This is a genomic window from Mycobacterium kubicae (genome assembly GCF_015689175.1).
Taxonomy (GTDB): Bacteria; Actinomycetota; Actinomycetes; order Mycobacteriales; family Mycobacteriaceae; genus Mycobacterium; species Mycobacterium kubicae.
Genome location: NZ_CP065047.1, coordinates 3351684 through 3366873, shown reverse-complemented (window position 1 = coordinate 3366873; position 15190 = coordinate 3351684). Strand labels below are relative to the sequence as shown.

Below are 15190 nucleotides of genomic sequence, written 5' to 3'. Positions count from 1 at the left end.
AGTGTTCTCTGGCAGCATAGGGTGCCATGTTCTCGTCTCGCCGCGACAAGATCGCGCGCTTGCTGCTGATCTGGACCGCGATCGCCGCCGTGGCGCTGATGCTCACCGGCTGCATCCGCGTGGTCGGTGGCCGCGCCCGGATGGCCGAGCCGCGGCTCGGGCAGGCGGTGGAGTGGACACCGTGTCGCACCGCCAGCGCGCAGCTGAAGCTGCCCGGCGGTGCGATGTGCGGCAAGCTCGCCGTCCCGGTCGATTACGACCACTCAGATCCCAATCAGGTCGCGGTGCTGGCGATGATTCGCTTTCCGGCGACCGGCGACAAGCTGGGTTCGCTGGTGATAAACCCCGGCGGCCCGGGTGAATCCGGTATCGAGGCGGCCCTGGGGGTGTTCCAGACCCTGCCCAAACGGATCCATGAACGGTTCGACCTGGTCGGCTTCGACCCGCGCGGCGTCGGATCCTCCCGGCCGGCGATCTGGTGCAATTCCGATGCGGACAACGACCGGCTGCGCAAGGAGCCGCAAGTCGACTACAGCCAAGCGGGCGTCGCCCACATGGAGGATGAGACCAAGCAGTTCGTCGGCCGGTGCATCGACAAGATGGGCAAGAACTTCCTGGCCAACGTCGGAACCGTCAACGTCGCCAAGGACCTCGACGCCATCCGGGCCGCCCTCGGTGACGACAAGCTGACCTACCTCGGTTACTCCTACGGCACCCGCATCGGCTCGGCCTACGCCGAAGCCTTCCCCCAGCATGTGCGCGCCATGATCCTCGATGGTGCCGTCGACCCCAACGCCGATCCGATCGAGGCAGATCTGCGTCAGGCCAAGGGCTTTCAAGATGCGTTCAACGACTATGCCGCCGACTGCGCCAAGGACGACAGCTGTCCGTTGGGCAGCGACCCGGCCAAAGCCGTCGCGGTCTACCACAGCCTGGTGGACCCGCTTGTCGATCCCACCAACCCGATGGTCAGCCGGCCGGCCAAGACCAACGACCCGCGCGGCCTGAGCTACAGCGACGCGATCGTGGGCACCATCATGGCGCTGTATTCGCCGAACCTCTGGCACCACCTGACCGACGGCCTAAGGGAATTGGTCGACCATCGCGGCGACACCATGCTCGCCCTGGCCGACATGTACATGCGACGGGATTCCAAGGGGCACTATACGAATGCCACCGACGCGCGGGTCGCGATCAATTGTGTTGACCAGCCGCCGATTACCGACCGCGCCAAAGTCATCGACGAGGACCGGCGCTCGCGGGAGCTCGCGCCGTTCATGAGCTACGGACAGTTCACCGGCAACGCCCCGCTGGGGACGTGCGCGTTCTGGCCGGTGCCGCCGACGAGCAAGCCGCACACCGTCTCGGTGCCCGGCCTGGTGCCCACCGTGGTGGTTTCGACCACCCACGATCCCGCGACGCCGTACAAGGCCGGAGTGGACCTGGCCAATCAGCTGCGCGGTTCACTGCTCACCTTCGACGGAACCCAACACACGGTGGTCTTCCAGGGCGACAGCTGCATCGACGATTACGTCACCGCGTATCTCATCGGCGGTACCACACCACCCAGCGGCGCCAAGTGTTAGCCACGCCAAATCTGCTCTGCCAGCGATAGATACGTGACCAAGGCGTGACCCTTCCGCGTCCTGCGCGGGGCCGTGGAAGTGAGACGATGTCCGCCATGCCGCGCCTGACATCGTTGAGCTCGGTGCTGCTGTCATTCGGATTGGTAGTCGGCGGGCAGTCGATCGCCGTATCGCCGTTGGCAGGCGCCACTCCCGAACCCGACACCGGTCAGACCCAGACCCCCGTGACTCCGGTCGCGGCTCCGCAACCCAGTTGGGAGTCCTGCGGCACCTTCGTCCCGGACACGACCGATATCCCCACGGCACGCTGCACCACGGTGTCGGTGCCGGTCGACTACGACAAACCCACTGGGCCGCAAGCCAAATTGGCGGTGATCCGCGTCCCGGCCACCGGCCAGCGGATCGGGTCGCTGCTGGTCAATCCGGGCGGTCCCGGCGCCTCCGCGGTGGACATGGTTGCCGGGATGGCGCCCGAGCTGAAGAACAGTGACATCGCCCGCCACTTCGACCTGGTCGGCTTCGACCCACGCGGCGTGGGCCATTCGACGCCGCAACTGCGGTGCCGCACCGATGCCGAGTTCGACGCCTACCGGCGCGACCCGATGGTCGACTACAGCCCGGCCGGGGTGACCCACATCGAGCAGGTGTACCGCGACTTGGCGCAGCACTGCGTCGACCGGATGGGACCCGCGTTTCTGGCCAACATCGGCACCGCCTCGGCCGCGCGGGACATGGACATGGTTCGCCAGGCGCTCGGCGACGAGCAGATCAACTACCTCGGCTACAGCTACGGCACCGAACTCGGCACCGCCTACGTCGAGCGGTTCGGAGCTCACGTGCGCGCCATGGTGCTCGACGGCGCCATCGATCCCACCATCGGGCCGATCGAACAGACCGTCAACCAGATGGCCGGCTTCCAGACCGCGTTCAACGACTACGCCACGGACTGCGCCCGCTCGGCGGCCTGCCCGCTGGGCACCGACCCGGCCCAGTTCGTCAGCCGCTACCACGCGCTGGTCGACCCGCTGGTCGCCAAACCCGGGAAAACGTCGGACCCGCGCGGCCTGAGCTACGCCGACGCCACCACCGGCACCATCAACGCGCTCTACACCCCGCAGCACTGGAAGTACCTGACCAGCGGCCTGTTGGGGCTACAGCGCGGCAGCGACGCCGGTGACCTGCTGGCGCTGGCCGACGACTACAACGGCCGCGACCGCCAAGGGCACTACGACAACGGCCAGGATGCGTTCAACGCGATCCGCTGCGTCGACGCGCCCACTCCGACGGACGCGGCGTCGTGGGTCGCCGCGGATCAGCGGATCCGCCAGGTGGCCCCATTCATCAGCTACGGACAGTTCACCGGATCAGCCCCGCGTGACATCTGCGCGATGTGGCCCGAGCCGGCCACCTCCACACCGCACCCGGCGTCACCGGCCGGACCCGGCAAGGTCGTCGTCGTCAGCACCACCCACGACCCGGCCACCCCGTACCAGGCCGGCGTCGACTTGGCCCGGCAGTTGGGCGCGGCGCTGATCACCTTCGACGGCACCCAACACACCGCGGTGTTCGACGGCAACCAGTGCGTGGACACCGCGGTGGTGCGCTACTTCGTGGACCTGACGCCGCCACCGGCCAGCCTGCGCTGCCAACAATGAGCCGTCTGGACACCCCGCAACGTGCCTGAACGGGCATCGGTAACACGGAGTTAACACGCAGTGCCTACTGTTCGGGATATGGATCGACAGAAGGAATTCGTCCTCCGCACCCTGGAGGAACGGGACATCCGCTTCGTGCGGCTCTGGTTCACAGACGTGCTCGGGTTCCTCAAGTCGGTCGCGATCGCCCCAGCCGAACTCGAAGGCGCCTTCGAAGAGGGCATCGGCTTCGACGGATCCTCGATCGAGGGCTTCGCGCGGGTCTCTGAATCCGACACCGTGGCGAACCCGGATCCGTCGACATTTCAGGTGCTGCCCTGGACCACTCCGGCCGGCCACCACCACTCCGCGCGGATCTTCTGCGACATCAGCATGCCGGACGGCTCGCCCTCGTGGGCCGATCCGCGCCACGTGCTGCGCCGTCAACTGACCAAGGCGAACGAGCTCGGCTTCTCCTGCTACGTGCACCCCGAGATCGAATTCTTCCTGCTCAAGTCCGGCCCCGAAGACGGCTCGGTGCCCATTCCGATCGACAACGCCGGCTACTTCGACCAAGCGATACACGACTCCGCGTCCAACTTCCGCCGCGAGGCGATCGAAGCCCTTGAGTTCATGGGCATTTCGGTGGAGTTCAGCCACCACGAGGGCGCGCCGGGTCAGCAAGAAATCGACCTGCGCTTCGCCGACGCGCTGTCGATGGCCGACAACGTGATGACGTTCCGCTACCTCATCAAAGAAGTTGCGCTCGGACAGGGCGCGCGGGCGTCGTTCATGCCCAAGCCGTTCGGGCAGCACCCGGGCTCGGCGATGCACACCCACATGAGCCTGTTCGAGGGCGACGTCAACGCGTTCCACAGCACCGACGACCCGTTGCAGCTGTCCGACGTTGGCAAATCCTTCATCGCCGGGATCCTGGAGCACGCCTCCGAGATCAGCGCGGTGACCAACCAATGGGTCAACTCCTACAAGCGGCTGGTTCACGGTGGGGAAGCGCCCACCGCCGCATCCTGGGGAGCGGCCAACCGTTCCGCGCTGGTGCGGGTCCCGATGTACACCCCGCACAAGACGTCGTCGCGGCGCATCGAGGTGCGCAGCCCCGACTCGGCCTGCAACCCCTACCTGGCCTTCGCGGTGCTGCTGGCCGCCGGGTTGCGCGGCGTGGAGAAGGGCTACGTGCTCGGCCCGCAGGCCGAGGACAACGTCTGGGACCTCACTGCCGAGGAACGGCGCACCATGGGCTACCGCGAGTTGCCGTCCAGCCTGGACGCCGCCCTGCGTGCGATGGAGGCCTCCGAGCTGGTCGCAGAAACGTTGGGGGAGCACGTGTTTGACTTCTTCCTCCGCAACAAGCGCTCGGAGTGGGCCAACTACCGCAGCCACGTCACGCCGTACGAGCTGAGCACCTACCTTTCGCTGTAACTCTCTGTAGACGCACCCGTACCTGGCGAACCGGATTCGGGCCGCTTTGCGCTACCGTCATGGGCGTGACCAAGCCCGCGACGCAGCGACCCAGGCTGCCCAGCGTGGGCCGGCTCGGATTGGTCGACCCGCCTGCCGGCGCGCGGCTGGCGCAACTCGGCTGGGCTCAGCAGGACGACCAGGCGCATGTCGACCTGCTGTGGTCACTGTCGCGAGCGCCGGACGCCGACGCTGCACTGCGGGCGCTGATTCGGCTCTCGGAGAGTTTGGACTCCGAATGGAAGCAGCTGAATGCGGCGCTGCTCACCGAGCGCAACCTGCGCGGGCGGCTGTTCTCCGTACTGGGTTCGTCACTGGCGCTGGGTGACCACCTGATCGCTCATCCGCAGTCGTGGAAGCTGTTGCGCGGCAACGTGAAACTGCCGACGATAGATCAGTTGCAGCGCTCGTTCACCGAGTGCATCGACGACTGCGCCGGCGAGTCGTCGGGCGTACTCCTGCGCCGGCTGCAGGCCCTGTACCGCGACCACCTGCTGGTGCTGGCCGCACTGGACCTGGCCGCGACCGTGGAAGACGAGCCGGTGCTGCCGTTCACAGTGGTCGGTGCCCAATTGGCGGACACCGCCGATGCCGCGATGGCCGCGGCACTGCGGGTGGCCGAAGACACGTTGTGCGCGGGCCGCACCCCGCCCCGCCTGGCGGTCATCGCGATGGGCAAATGCGGTGCGCGCGAACTGAATTACGTCAGTGACGTCGACGTCATCTTCGTCGCCGAGCGCGCCGACTCACTGAGCGCCCGAGTGGCCAGCGAGATGATGCGGGTGGCCTCCGCGGCGTTCTTCGAGGTGGACGCCGGGCTGCGCCCGGAGGGCCGCAACGGTGAGCTGGTCCGGACGCTGGACTCGCACGTCGCCTACTACCAGCGCTGGGCCAAGACCTGGGAGTTCCAGGCGTTGCTGAAAGCCCGCGCGGCCGTCGGTGACCGGGAACTCGGCGAAAGTTACCTTGCCGCGCTCAAGCCGATGGTGTGGACCGCCTGCGAGCGCGAGGACTTCGTAAGCGAAGTGCAAGCCATGCGGCGCCGGGTGGAACAGTTGGTGCCCGCCGACGTACGCGGCCGCGAATTGAAGCTGGGCACCGGTGGGCTGCGCGACGTGGAATTCGCCGTCCAGTTGCTGCAACTGGTGCACGGCCGCAGCGACGAGTCGCTGCACGTGGCCTCTACGGTGGACGCCCTGGCGGCGTTGAGCGCCGGCGGCTACATCGGACGCGAGGACGCGGCGAACCTGACCGCCTCCTACGAGTTTCTGCGCCTCCTCGAACACCGCCTGCAGTTGCAGCGGCTCAAGCGCACCCACCTGTTGCCCGAATTCGACGACGAGGAAGCGGTGCGCTGGCTGGCGCGGGCGGCGCACATCCGGCCCGACGGCCGGCACGACGCCGCCGGGGTATTGCGTGAGGAGCTCAAGAACCAGAACCACCGGGTGTCCCGGCTGCACGACAAGCTCTTCTATCAACCCTTGCTGGAATCGATCGGTCCGACCGGGCTGCAGATCGGCCAAGGCATGACGTCGGAGGCCGCCGAGCGTCAGCTCGCAGCGCTGGGCTACGAGGGGCCGCAGACCGCCCTCAAGCACATGTCGGCTCTGGTCAACCAGAGCGGCCGGCGCGGACGCGTGCAGTCGGTGTTGTTGCCCCGGTTACTGGACTGGCTGTCGTATGCGCCCGACCCCGACCGCGGGCTGCTGGCCTACCGCCGACTCAGCGAGAGCATGGCCGGCCAGACCTGGTACTTGGCGACGCTGCGCGACAAGGCCGCGGTGGCCAGACGTTTGATGCATGTGCTGGGCACCTCCGCCTTCGTGCCTGACCTGCTCATGCGGGCCCCGGAAGTCATCCAGCAGTACTCCGACGGGCCGTCGGGCCCGAAGCTGTTGGAAACCGAGCCGGCTGCGGTGGCGCGGGCACTGGTCGCCGCGGCGGGCCGGCAGACCGATCCCGATCGAGCCATCGCGGCCGCGCGCACGCTGCGTCGTCGGGAGCTGGCCCGGATTGGTTCGGCCGACCTGCTGGGCATGCTCGAGGTCACCGAGGTGTGCCGCGCGTTGACGTCGGTGTGGGTGGCGGTGCTGCAAGCCGCGCTGGAGGCGGTGATTCGCGCCAACTTGCCCGAGGATGGTCGCCCGCCGGCGGCCATCGCGGTGATCGGCATGGGCCGGCTGGGTGGCTCCGAGCTGGGCTATGGGTCCGACGCCGACGTGATGTATGTGTGCGAGCCGGCCCACGGGTCCGAAGATTCGCGCGCCGTCAAATGGGCGACCATGATCGCCGAGCAGGTGCGGGCACGATTGGGCACGCCAAGTGTCGACCCGCCGCTGGAGGTCGACGCCAACCTCCGTCCCGAGGGCCGCAACGGACCACTCGTCCGCACCATCGGGTCGTATGCCGCCTACTACGCGCAGTGGGCGCAGCCGTGGGAAATCCAGGCGCTGCTACGCGCACACGCGGTGGCCGGTGACGCGGAGCTGGGTCAACGGTTCCTGGTGATGGCCGACAAGACGCGCTATCCGCCCGACGGGGTATCGGCCGACGCGGTGCGCGAGATCCGCCGGATCAAGGCCCGTGTCTCGTCCGAGCGACTGCCGCGCGGAGCCGACCCCAACACCCACACCAAACTCGGCCGCGGCGGACTGGCCGATATCGAGTGGACCGTGCAGCTGCTGCAGTTGCGCCACGCCCACGAGATTCCCGCGCTGCACAACACCTCGACGCTGCAATCACTGGACGTGATCGCCGAGGCCGGCCTGATGCCCGAAGACGAGGTGGATCTGTTGCGGCAGGCCTGGTTGACCGCCACCCGGGCCCGTAACGCGCTGGTTTTGGTGCGGGGCAAGCCGACCGATCAATTGCCCGGGCCGGGGCGCCAACTCAACGCGGTCGCGGTGGCCGCCGGCTGGCAAGGTGAGGACGGCGGGGAATTCTTGGATAACTACCTGCGGGTGACGCGACGGGCCAAAGCCGTCGTGCGCAAGGTGTTCGGGTCGTGAGCAGGGGAGGCGGATTCGGTTGGACGCGACGTTCGAGGTCTTGAGCGAGGAGGAGTTGGGTCGGGTGACGGCCACGTATGCGCCGTTGGCCGAAGCCGTGCGAGACCTGATCGACGCGACCGTACGCACCCACGCCGACGACGACGTCATCGCCGAGGCGCGAGCCGCGATCCAGAAAGTGACCGAATCGCTGCGGAGTCAACGGATCCGGCCGCACGGCGTGAGCTACCGCGTCGACGGTCGGCCGTTGCCGTTGGGTAACGCCGCTACCGGCCAATGCAATCCGATAGCGCCGCCGGTGGTGGTGCATCACGAGGACGACGGGCGGTGCTGGAGCGAGTTCGTCCTGGGTGCGGCTTACGAGGGACCGCCCAGCCTGGTGCACGGCGGTGTCTGCGCACTGGTGCTGGACCACATGCTCGGTGAGGCGGCCAGCCAAGGGCTGACCAAGCCGCTGTTCACCGGAACCATCACCGTCAAGTACCTGCGGGGAACGCCGCTGGGACCGCTGCGCGCCGAAGCCTTCGTGGAACGCACCGAGGGTGTCAAAGCCTTTGCGCGCGGTCATCTTTCGGACGCTGCAGGTGTGACCGTCGAGGCAGAGGGTGTGTTCATCAAGCCGGCGTGGGCGCGGGACCCGGAATGAAGTTCTATATCAGCAGCGCTTTCTTGAACACCACGGAAGTCATCGAAATCGCCCGCGCCGCCGACGAACTCGGATACGACGGCATCGGGATACCCGACCACGTCGTCAACCTGGAGACCCTGGCCACGCCATACCCGTACACCAAGGACGGGCAGCGACGCTGGCAACCCTTCACCGACTGGCCGGATCCCTGGGTGTTGGTCGGCGCGCTCGCCCAGGTGACGTCGCAGCTGCGGTTCGTCAACACGGTGTACATCCCCGCCATGCGCAATCCCTACTCGGCGGCCAAAGCCATTGGCACCGCAGCGGTTCTGGCATCAGGCCGGGTGGAGCTGGGCGTCGGCGTCGGCTGGTGTGAAGAGGAATTCGCGTTGATGGGCGAGCAGTTCGCGGCCCGGGGGAAACGCACCGACGAAATTCTGCGGCTGATGCGCGCGCTGTGGGAGCCGGGCTGGACCGAATTCCAGGGCGAGTTCTACACGACGCCGCGGTTGGAGATGCAGCCGACGCCGCCGCCCATACCGATCTATGTCGGCGGCCTCAGCGACGCCGCGCTGCGCCGTGCCGCGCGCAACGACGGCTGGATCGGTGATCTGATCAAGACCGACCGGGCCATCGAGGCCGTCGGCCGGCTTCGGGAGCTCCGGGCCGAGATCGGTTTATCCATGGACGGTTTCACGGTACTGACTCCGCTCACCGACGCCTTCACCGTCGCCGACTATCAACGCGCCGCGCAAGCGGGGATCACCGGCATCATCACCATGCCGTGGATGTTCTATGCGGGGCCCGATGCGAGTTTGGCGGACAAGATCGACGGTATGCAGCGCTTCCGCAAGGATCTCGCGCTCGACGGCTAAGCGTCACAAAGGAATCACCATCGGCTCGTCGACGCCTAACAGCAATCGGCCGTAGACTTCGGCGCTGATCGCGGGGTTGCTCACGGCGTGGCTGCTGGCGATTTCGCTGTCGCGCCAGATGCGTTGCAGCGGATTGGCTTCGGCGAACGCTGAACTGCCGGCCACCGACATCAGCCCGCGGATCGCATCGCGCGCTTCGGCGATCCCGCGGGTGAGCTTGGTGTGCATGCGGGCGCGGTCGAGCAAGGCGGGCCGCACCCGGGTGCGGCCGGCGCGGTCCATCTCCTGGGCAGCGGTGAGGACCAGCGCTTGGGCGGTGTCGATGGACGACGCGGCTCGCGCGACGGCCACTTGCACGGTCGGTGCTTCGGTTTGGCGGGAGTAGGTCGTGGCGCTGACCCCGCGGCGGGCGGCATTGTCGATCACCAAGTCCAGTGCAGCTCTGGCTAATCCGAGCTGCGGTCCGGTGAGATCGCTCAACGCGCCCAGCGTCAGCGGGACGTGGTAGGGCGCTTCGTCGACAAACGGGGTGTCGACGTGCCCGGCTTCGACTGCGCCCAGCGAAATCGTTCGATGGGACGGCACGGTGACGCCGGTGGCCACGACGGTGTTGGAGCCGGTTCCGCGCATGCCGGTGACGTGCCAGGTGTCTTCGATGTCGACCTGGTCGCGGGGGACCAGCGTCACGATGGGCGCCGGTTGGCCGTCGGGGCCTTCCAATCGAGCGCCCAGGAGCACCCAGTCGGAGTGTTCGACACCGGAGCAGTATGGCCACCGGCCGCTGACGCGATATCCACCGTCGACGATCTCGGCCGTGCCCGACGGCGGGACGGCGACCGCGACCGTCGTGTCCGGACCGTTCTCCCAGACGTCCTGTTGGGCTTGTTCATTCATCATCCCGACGAACCAGGCACCGCCGGTGAGCAGCGCCAGCACCCAGCTTGTGGCGGCGCAGCCGCGAGCCAACTCACTCACCACGGTGATCTTGGTTTCGAAGCTCGCCTCATGGCCGCCACATCGGCGTGGTGTCATCATGCGCAATAGCCCGGCGTCGCGAAGCTCGGTCAGATTCTCGTTGGGAATACGGCGTTCCCGGTCGGCGCGCGCGGCGTTGAAGGCGAGCAGGGGCACCAGCTCCCTGGCGCGGGCCACCAGGTCGGCGTCGATCGTGGGACAGGTCCTGTCGTGGAGTGTGGTCATCGAGCACCTACCTCTTGCCGGTTCGAAATGTCGGAGCAGCACGTCTCGTGCCGCATTTCCTCATCCCAGCGTGGCCCGCGGCGAGGACCGCTGTGATGCACTGAGTGCCGACAATCGGTCAATTTGTGCCAACTACCCGCCTGTGTAAGCCCCAGGCGGGAATCGCTCCTGTTGCGACCAGCGTTGAAGCGCACATGCAGGCCAAGCCGTTGACCTTCACCAGCTATCGGGAAGTGATCAGCCGTACGTTGGTTCCGCTCGTCGCCGCTCCGTTGGGAGACGCCCCGTTCTGGGCGGAACTCGACGGGGCAGGGTGTGGCGAGCTGCAGATCACGACTGTCCGCTCGACAGCGCAGCGGGTGCGCCGCACCTCGGCGCTGATCGATGACGCCGTCGGCGGGTACGCCATGGCGACGATCCACGTCGCCGGTCAGTGCCGGGTGGAACAAGACGGCCGGTCGGCGCAGCTGACGCCCGGCGCCATCGTGTTCTGCGACAGCACCCGCCCGTTTGACTTCTCCTTCGACGGCTCGTTTGAACAGGTGATCGTGCAGGTCCGGCGCGATGCGGTGCCGCAGCGAGCCCTCAAGCGAGCCAGTGGCTTGCCCCTGGGCGGAGAGGATGGCCGGGCGGCAGCGGTGGGCGCGTTCTTCCGGGCACTCGCCGGGTCGGACTGTTCGGCCTTCGCGACCCACGCTCTTGGCCTGATCAGCTCGACGGTGGCCATCGCCGCCGGTGCGCAGACCGCACCTGACGAACTCGACCGGGAGCGGGTGCTGCTGCACCTACGTCGAGCCTTCCGCGACCCCGCCCTGGACGCGGACGCGGTGGCCCGCAGCTGCCACCTGTCTCGGCGCACGCTGTTTCGACTGTTCCGTGACAGTCCACGGTCGCTGGCCGACGAGCTGCGAGAAATCCGGGTCGCCGAAGCGCAACGCCTGCTTCGTATTCATCCCGGTCGTTCGGTTGCCGACATCGCCGCGGCATCGGGGTTCGGCGGGGAAACCCAGTTGCGCCGAGCTTTCCGCGCCGTGGCCGGCACCACGCCCGGACGCTACCGATCGGAGACCATCGGCTCGTCGACACCCAAGAGCAGCCGGCCGTAGTCTTCGGCGGTGATCCCTGGGTTACTGACGGCGTGGCTGCTGGTAATTTCGCTGTCGCGCCAGATGCGTTGCAGCGGGTTGGCTTCGGCGAACGCCGAGCTGCCGGCTACCGACATCAGCTCGCGGATCGCGTCGCGCGCCTCGACGATCCCGCGGGTGAGCTTGGTGTGCATGCGGGCACAGTCGAGCAAGGCGGGCCGCACCCGGGTGCGGCCGGCGCGGTCCATCTCCTGGGCCGCGGTGAGTACCAGCGCTTGGGCGGTGTCGATGGATGACGCCGCTCGGGCCACGACCAGCTGCACACTGACCCCGCGCTTAGCAGTGTTATCAATCACCAATTCCAGTGCAGCCCGTGCTAACCCGAGTTGCGGCCCGGTCAGGTCGAGCAAGGTGCACAGCGTCAGCGGCACGTGGTAGGGCGCCGCGCGTCGGAACGGGCGTTGCGCGTTTTCGACTGCGGCCAGGGGGATTGTCCGATGGGATGGCACGGTGACGCCGGTGGCCACGATGGTGTTGGAGCCGGTTCCGCGCATGCCGGTGACGTGCCAGGTGTCTTCGATGTCGACCTGGTCGCGGGGGACCAGCGTCACGATGGGCGCCGGTTGGCCGTCGGGGCCCTCCAACCGAGCGCCCAGCAGCACCCAATCAGCGTGCTCGACACCGGAGCAATATCGCCACCGGCCGCTGACGCGATATCCACCGTCGACGATCTCTGCCGTGCCCGACGGCGAGACAGCTGCCGCCACCGTCGTGTCCGGACCGGTCGCCCACACGTCGCTTTGCGCTTGTTTGCCCATCATGCCGACGAACCAGGCCCCCCGGGTGAGGAAAGCCAACAGCCAGCTTGTCGAGGCGCAGCCGCGGGCCAGCTCACTGACCACCCTGATCTTCGTCTCGCATCCCGCCTCGTGTCCGCCCCATCGGCGCGGGGTCATCATCCGCAATAGCCGGGCCTCGCGAAGCTCATCCAAGTTCTCCGCCGGTACATGCCGCTGACGGTCGGCGCGCGCGGCGTTGAAGCTGAGCAAGGGAACCAGGTCTGCGGCGCGGGCCACCAGATTGTCGGCGTCGACGATCGGCAAACTCCTCGCGTGCATTGTGGTCATGGAGCAGTTACCTCCTGTGGACGGGAGCGCACGGATCGGCCGGCCGTCGAGCAGCGGCTCCGGCGCCTATCGGTATCGAGATACGGTATGACTATCCCTATAACGCGCAGGGGACGCTGTAATAGTCGCCGACTATTAACGCGCAGTTACCTCTTGTGGACGGGAGCGCACGGATTGGCCGGCCCGTCGAGCGGCGGCTCCAGCGCATATCGGTATGGAAATACGGTATGACTATACCTGTAAACGCGAAGGGAGAGGGTGTAGCACCCATTACCAGTCAATGGGGACACCTCGGCATGTGGTGCTGCGCCGGCCCCGGATGCGGCCCTGCTTGGTTGCGCGTATGGCACGGCTATACCGCAAACACGGCAAAGGTCTACAGAGACGAAACCGCCCGCGCAGCGATCGGCGGTGCGATCACGGCGCGGGCGGTTCGGCTACAGCTTGTTACACGTCTTGTTAAACGTCTTGTTAAACGTCGTAGTACAGGGCGAACTCGTAGGGGTGCGGACGCACCTGAACCGGAAGGATCTCGTTCTCCCGCTTGAAGCTGATCCACGTCTCGATCAGGTCGGGCGTGAAAACGCCGCCCTCCGTGAGGTATTCGTGGTCGGCTTCGAGCCGGTCGATCACCGCGGACAGTTGCACAGGCGCCTGCGGGATGTTCGCGGCCTCCTCCGGCGGCAGCTCGTAGAGGTCTTTGTCGACCGGAGCCTGCGGCTCGATCTTGTTCCGGATGCCGTCCAGCCCAGCCATCAACATGGCCGAGAACGCCAGGTACGGGTTACCTGAGGAGTCGGGGCAACGGAACTCGAGCCGCTTGGCCTTCGGGTTGCTGCCGGTGATCGGGATCCGCACACACGCCGAGCGGTTGCGCTGGCTGTAGACCAGGTTGATCGGGGCCTCGTAGCCGGGCACCAGCCGCTTGTAGGAGTTCACCGTCGGGTTGGTGAAGGCCAGCAGCGACGGCGCGTGGTGCAGCAGACCGCCGATGTAGTGGCGCGCGGTGTCCGACAGGCCGGCGTACCCGGTCTCGTCGTACATCAACGGGTTGCCGTCTTTCCACAGCGACTGGTGGGTGTGCATACCCGAGCCGTTGTCCCCGAACAGCGGCTTGGGCATGAACGTGACGGTCTTGCCGTGCTGCCACGCGGTGTTCTTCACGATGTACTTGTAGAGCTGCATGTCGTCAGCCGCATGCAGCAGCGTGTTGAACTTGTAGTTGATCTCGGCCTGCCCGCCGGTGCCCACCTCGTGGTGGCCCTTCTCCAGGCTGAAGCCGGCGTTGATCAGGTTGGTCAGCATCTTGTCGCGCAGGTCGACGTAGTGGTCGACGGGTGCCACCGGGAAGTAACCGCCCTTGGGGCGGACCTTGTAACCACGGTTGGGGCTGCCGTCGGCTTCGTTGGGGGCTCCGGTGTTCCACCAACCCGAGATGGCGTCGACTTCGTAGAACGCGCCGTTGGTGCGCGAGTCGAAGCTGACGGAGTCGAAGATGTAGAACTCGGCCTCGGCGCCGAAGTAGGCAGTGTCGGCGATACCGGTGCTGATCAGGTAGTTCTCCGCCTTGCGCGCCACGTTGCGCGGGTCGCGCGAGTAGGGCTCGAGGGTGAACGGGTCGTGCACGAAGAAGTTCATGTTCAGCGTCTTGGCTTCGCGGAACTGGTCGATCTTCGCGGTGTCGGCGTCCGGCAGCAGGAGCATGTCGGACTCGTGGATCGACTGGAACCCGCGAATCGACGAGCCATCGAAGGCCAGGCCGTCCTCGAACACGCTCTCGTCGAAGAATGAAATCGGAATTGTGAAGTGCTGCATGATGCCGGGCAGGTCACAGAACCGGACGTCGACAAACTCGACGTTTTCGTCCCTGGCGAGTTTGAAGACGTCGTCGGGCGTCGTTGTCACAGAGTGCTCCTTTACTTGGTGATCCGCGGCCGACGCTAGGGAGCCGTTGTTGCCTGTTGGTCAACCCCGTGTTGCGCAGACGTTACGTGACCACGGCGGCGGCAACAGATCCAGGGTTTCGCCCGGGCCCTATTGTGAAGCCATGATCCGCAAGATCGTAACTGGTCGGATGGCAGTTCCGCGCGGGTTGTCTCGGCGGCCGAGGGCTCGGGGAATCGGGCCAGGTAAATGATGTCGGAGTCGCCTTCGGCTTACCCGGGCGAAGCGCTGGGCCTGCCGCAAAGCGGCCCGGGCTCGCTGGCCGGAATGGGCCGGCGGTTCGGTGCGCTGCTGATCGACTGGCTGATCAGTTACGGGCTGGCGTTACTGGCGCTGCGCTTCAACTTGATCTCCATGCCGATGTTGTCGACGGCTGTGCTCGCTGTCTGGCTGGTCTTGGGTGTGGTGTCGGTGCGGCTGTTCGGGTTCACCCCGGGCCAGTTGCTGTTGGGTTTGCAGGTGGCCTCGATCGGCGCGGATGCCCCCATCGGGATTGGCCGGTTGACAGTGCGGGGGCTACTGATCGGCCTGGTGGTGCCGCCGCTGTTCACTGATTCCGACGGACGCGGACTGCAGGACCGGTTGACCGCCACCGCAGTGGTCCGGCGCTAGAAGAGCCACGCC

Annotated in this window: 11 protein-coding genes; 8 read left to right on the top strand and 3 right to left on the bottom strand. The window is 66.8% G+C overall.

The window, feature by feature from the left end; genetic code table 11:
- The first annotated feature begins 26 nt into the window (after window positions 1-26).
- The 6 genes from I2456_RS15805 to I2456_RS15780 all read left to right on the top strand — a co-directional run bounded on the left by I2456_RS15805 (window position 27) and on the right by I2456_RS15780 (window position 9210).
- The gene (locus I2456_RS15805; RefSeq protein WP_085074541.1) at window positions 27-1586 is read left to right on the top strand and encodes an alpha/beta hydrolase; all 1560 of its coding nucleotides are present in this window, start codon (window positions 27-29) and stop codon (window positions 1584-1586) included.
- Between the two features lie 86 nt (window positions 1587-1672).
- A complete protein-coding gene (locus I2456_RS15800) occupies window positions 1673-3241 on the top strand; it encodes an alpha/beta hydrolase (RefSeq protein ID WP_116672379.1) in 1569 nt (522 codons plus the stop codon).
- Window positions 3242-3319: 78 nt separating this feature from the next.
- The gene (gene glnA / locus I2456_RS15795; protein WP_068026839.1) at window positions 3320-4660 is read left to right on the top strand and encodes a type I glutamate--ammonia ligase; all 1341 of its coding nucleotides are present in this window, start codon (window positions 3320-3322) and stop codon (window positions 4658-4660) included.
- 59 nt (window positions 4661-4719) lie between these two features.
- Window positions 4720-7707 carry a bifunctional [glutamine synthetase] adenylyltransferase/[glutamine synthetase]-adenylyl-L-tyrosine phosphorylase gene (locus I2456_RS15790; RefSeq protein ID WP_085074540.1) on the top strand — a complete coding sequence of 996 codons (2988 nt, stop codon included), beginning with the start codon at window positions 4720-4722 and terminating at the stop codon, window positions 7705-7707.
- Window positions 7708-7726: 19 nt separating this feature from the next.
- Complete coding sequence (locus I2456_RS15785) at window positions 7727-8353, top strand: PaaI family thioesterase (protein WP_085074539.1); 627 nt, start codon at window positions 7727-7729, stop codon at window positions 8351-8353.
- The gene (locus I2456_RS15780; RefSeq protein ID WP_085074621.1) at window positions 8350-9210 is read left to right on the top strand and encodes a TIGR03619 family F420-dependent LLM class oxidoreductase; all 861 of its coding nucleotides are present in this window, start codon (window positions 8350-8352) and stop codon (window positions 9208-9210) included. The genes I2456_RS15785 and I2456_RS15780 overlap by 4 nt, the downstream gene beginning before the upstream one ends.
- Before the next feature lie 3 nt (window positions 9211-9213).
- Here the strand turns inward: I2456_RS15780 and I2456_RS15775 are convergent, their stop codons facing one another.
- The gene (locus I2456_RS15775; protein ID WP_085074538.1) at window positions 9214-10410 is read right to left on the bottom strand and encodes an acyl-CoA dehydrogenase family protein; all 1197 of its coding nucleotides are present in this window, start codon (window positions 10408-10410) and stop codon (window positions 9214-9216) included.
- Window positions 10411-10604: 194 nt separating this feature from the next.
- Here I2456_RS15775 and I2456_RS15770 point away from each other — a divergent pair, with 194 nt between their 5' ends.
- Window positions 10605-11516 (top strand): AraC-like ligand-binding domain-containing protein, encoded by a 912-nt coding sequence (locus I2456_RS15770; RefSeq protein ID WP_085074537.1) that lies wholly within the window; start codon window positions 10605-10607, stop codon window positions 11514-11516.
- Here the strand turns inward: I2456_RS15770 and I2456_RS15765 are convergent.
- Both I2456_RS15765 and glnA (I2456_RS15760) read right to left on the bottom strand, forming a co-directional pair.
- Entirely contained in the window at window positions 11465-12622 is a 1158-nt protein-coding gene (locus I2456_RS15765; protein ID WP_085074536.1) for an acyl-CoA dehydrogenase family protein, read from the bottom strand. The two genes, I2456_RS15770 and I2456_RS15765, sit on opposite strands and share 52 nt — an antisense overlap.
- A 471-nt stretch (window positions 12623-13093) precedes the next feature.
- On the bottom strand, window positions 13094-14527 hold the full coding sequence (gene glnA, locus I2456_RS15760) for a type I glutamate--ammonia ligase (RefSeq protein WP_068026825.1): 1434 nt from the start codon (window positions 14525-14527) through the stop codon (window positions 13094-13096).
- 228 nt (window positions 14528-14755) lie between these two features.
- On the opposite strand from glnA (I2456_RS15760), the gene I2456_RS15755 reads away from it, so the two are divergent.
- The gene (locus I2456_RS15755; protein ID WP_085074535.1) at window positions 14756-15178 is read left to right on the top strand and encodes an RDD family protein; all 423 of its coding nucleotides are present in this window, start codon (window positions 14756-14758) and stop codon (window positions 15176-15178) included.
- Window positions 15179-15190: the final 12 nt, after the last annotated feature.

Bases quoted from the DNA above. Each gene is read 5' to 3' on its own strand.
- I2456_RS15790 (WP_085074540.1), top strand. From the start codon at position 4,720: ATGGGCGTGACCAAGCCCGCGACGCAGCGACCCAGGCTGCCCAGCGTG.
- I2456_RS15780 (WP_085074621.1), top strand. From the start codon at position 8,350: ATGAAGTTCTATATCAGCAGCGCTTTCTTGAACACCACGGAAGTCATC.
- I2456_RS15770 (WP_085074537.1), top strand. From the start codon at position 10,605: ATGCAGGCCAAGCCGTTGACCTTCACCAGCTATCGGGAAGTGATCAGC.
- I2456_RS15755 (WP_085074535.1), top strand. From the start codon at position 14,756: ATGATGTCGGAGTCGCCTTCGGCTTACCCGGGCGAAGCGCTGGGCCTG.
- I2456_RS15775 (WP_085074538.1), bottom strand. From the start codon at position 10,410: ATGACCACACTCCACGACAGGACCTGTCCCACGATCGACGCCGACCTG.
- I2456_RS15765 (WP_085074536.1), bottom strand. From the start codon at position 12,622: ATGACCACAATGCACGCGAGGAGTTTGCCGATCGTCGACGCCGACAAT.
- I2456_RS15800 (WP_116672379.1), top strand. From the start codon at position 1,673: ATGTCCGCCATGCCGCGCCTGACATCGTTGAGCTCGGTGCTGCTGTCA.
- I2456_RS15805 (WP_085074541.1), top strand. From the start codon at position 27: ATGTTCTCGTCTCGCCGCGACAAGATCGCGCGCTTGCTGCTGATCTGG.
- glnA (WP_068026839.1), top strand. From the start codon at position 3,320: ATGGATCGACAGAAGGAATTCGTCCTCCGCACCCTGGAGGAACGGGAC.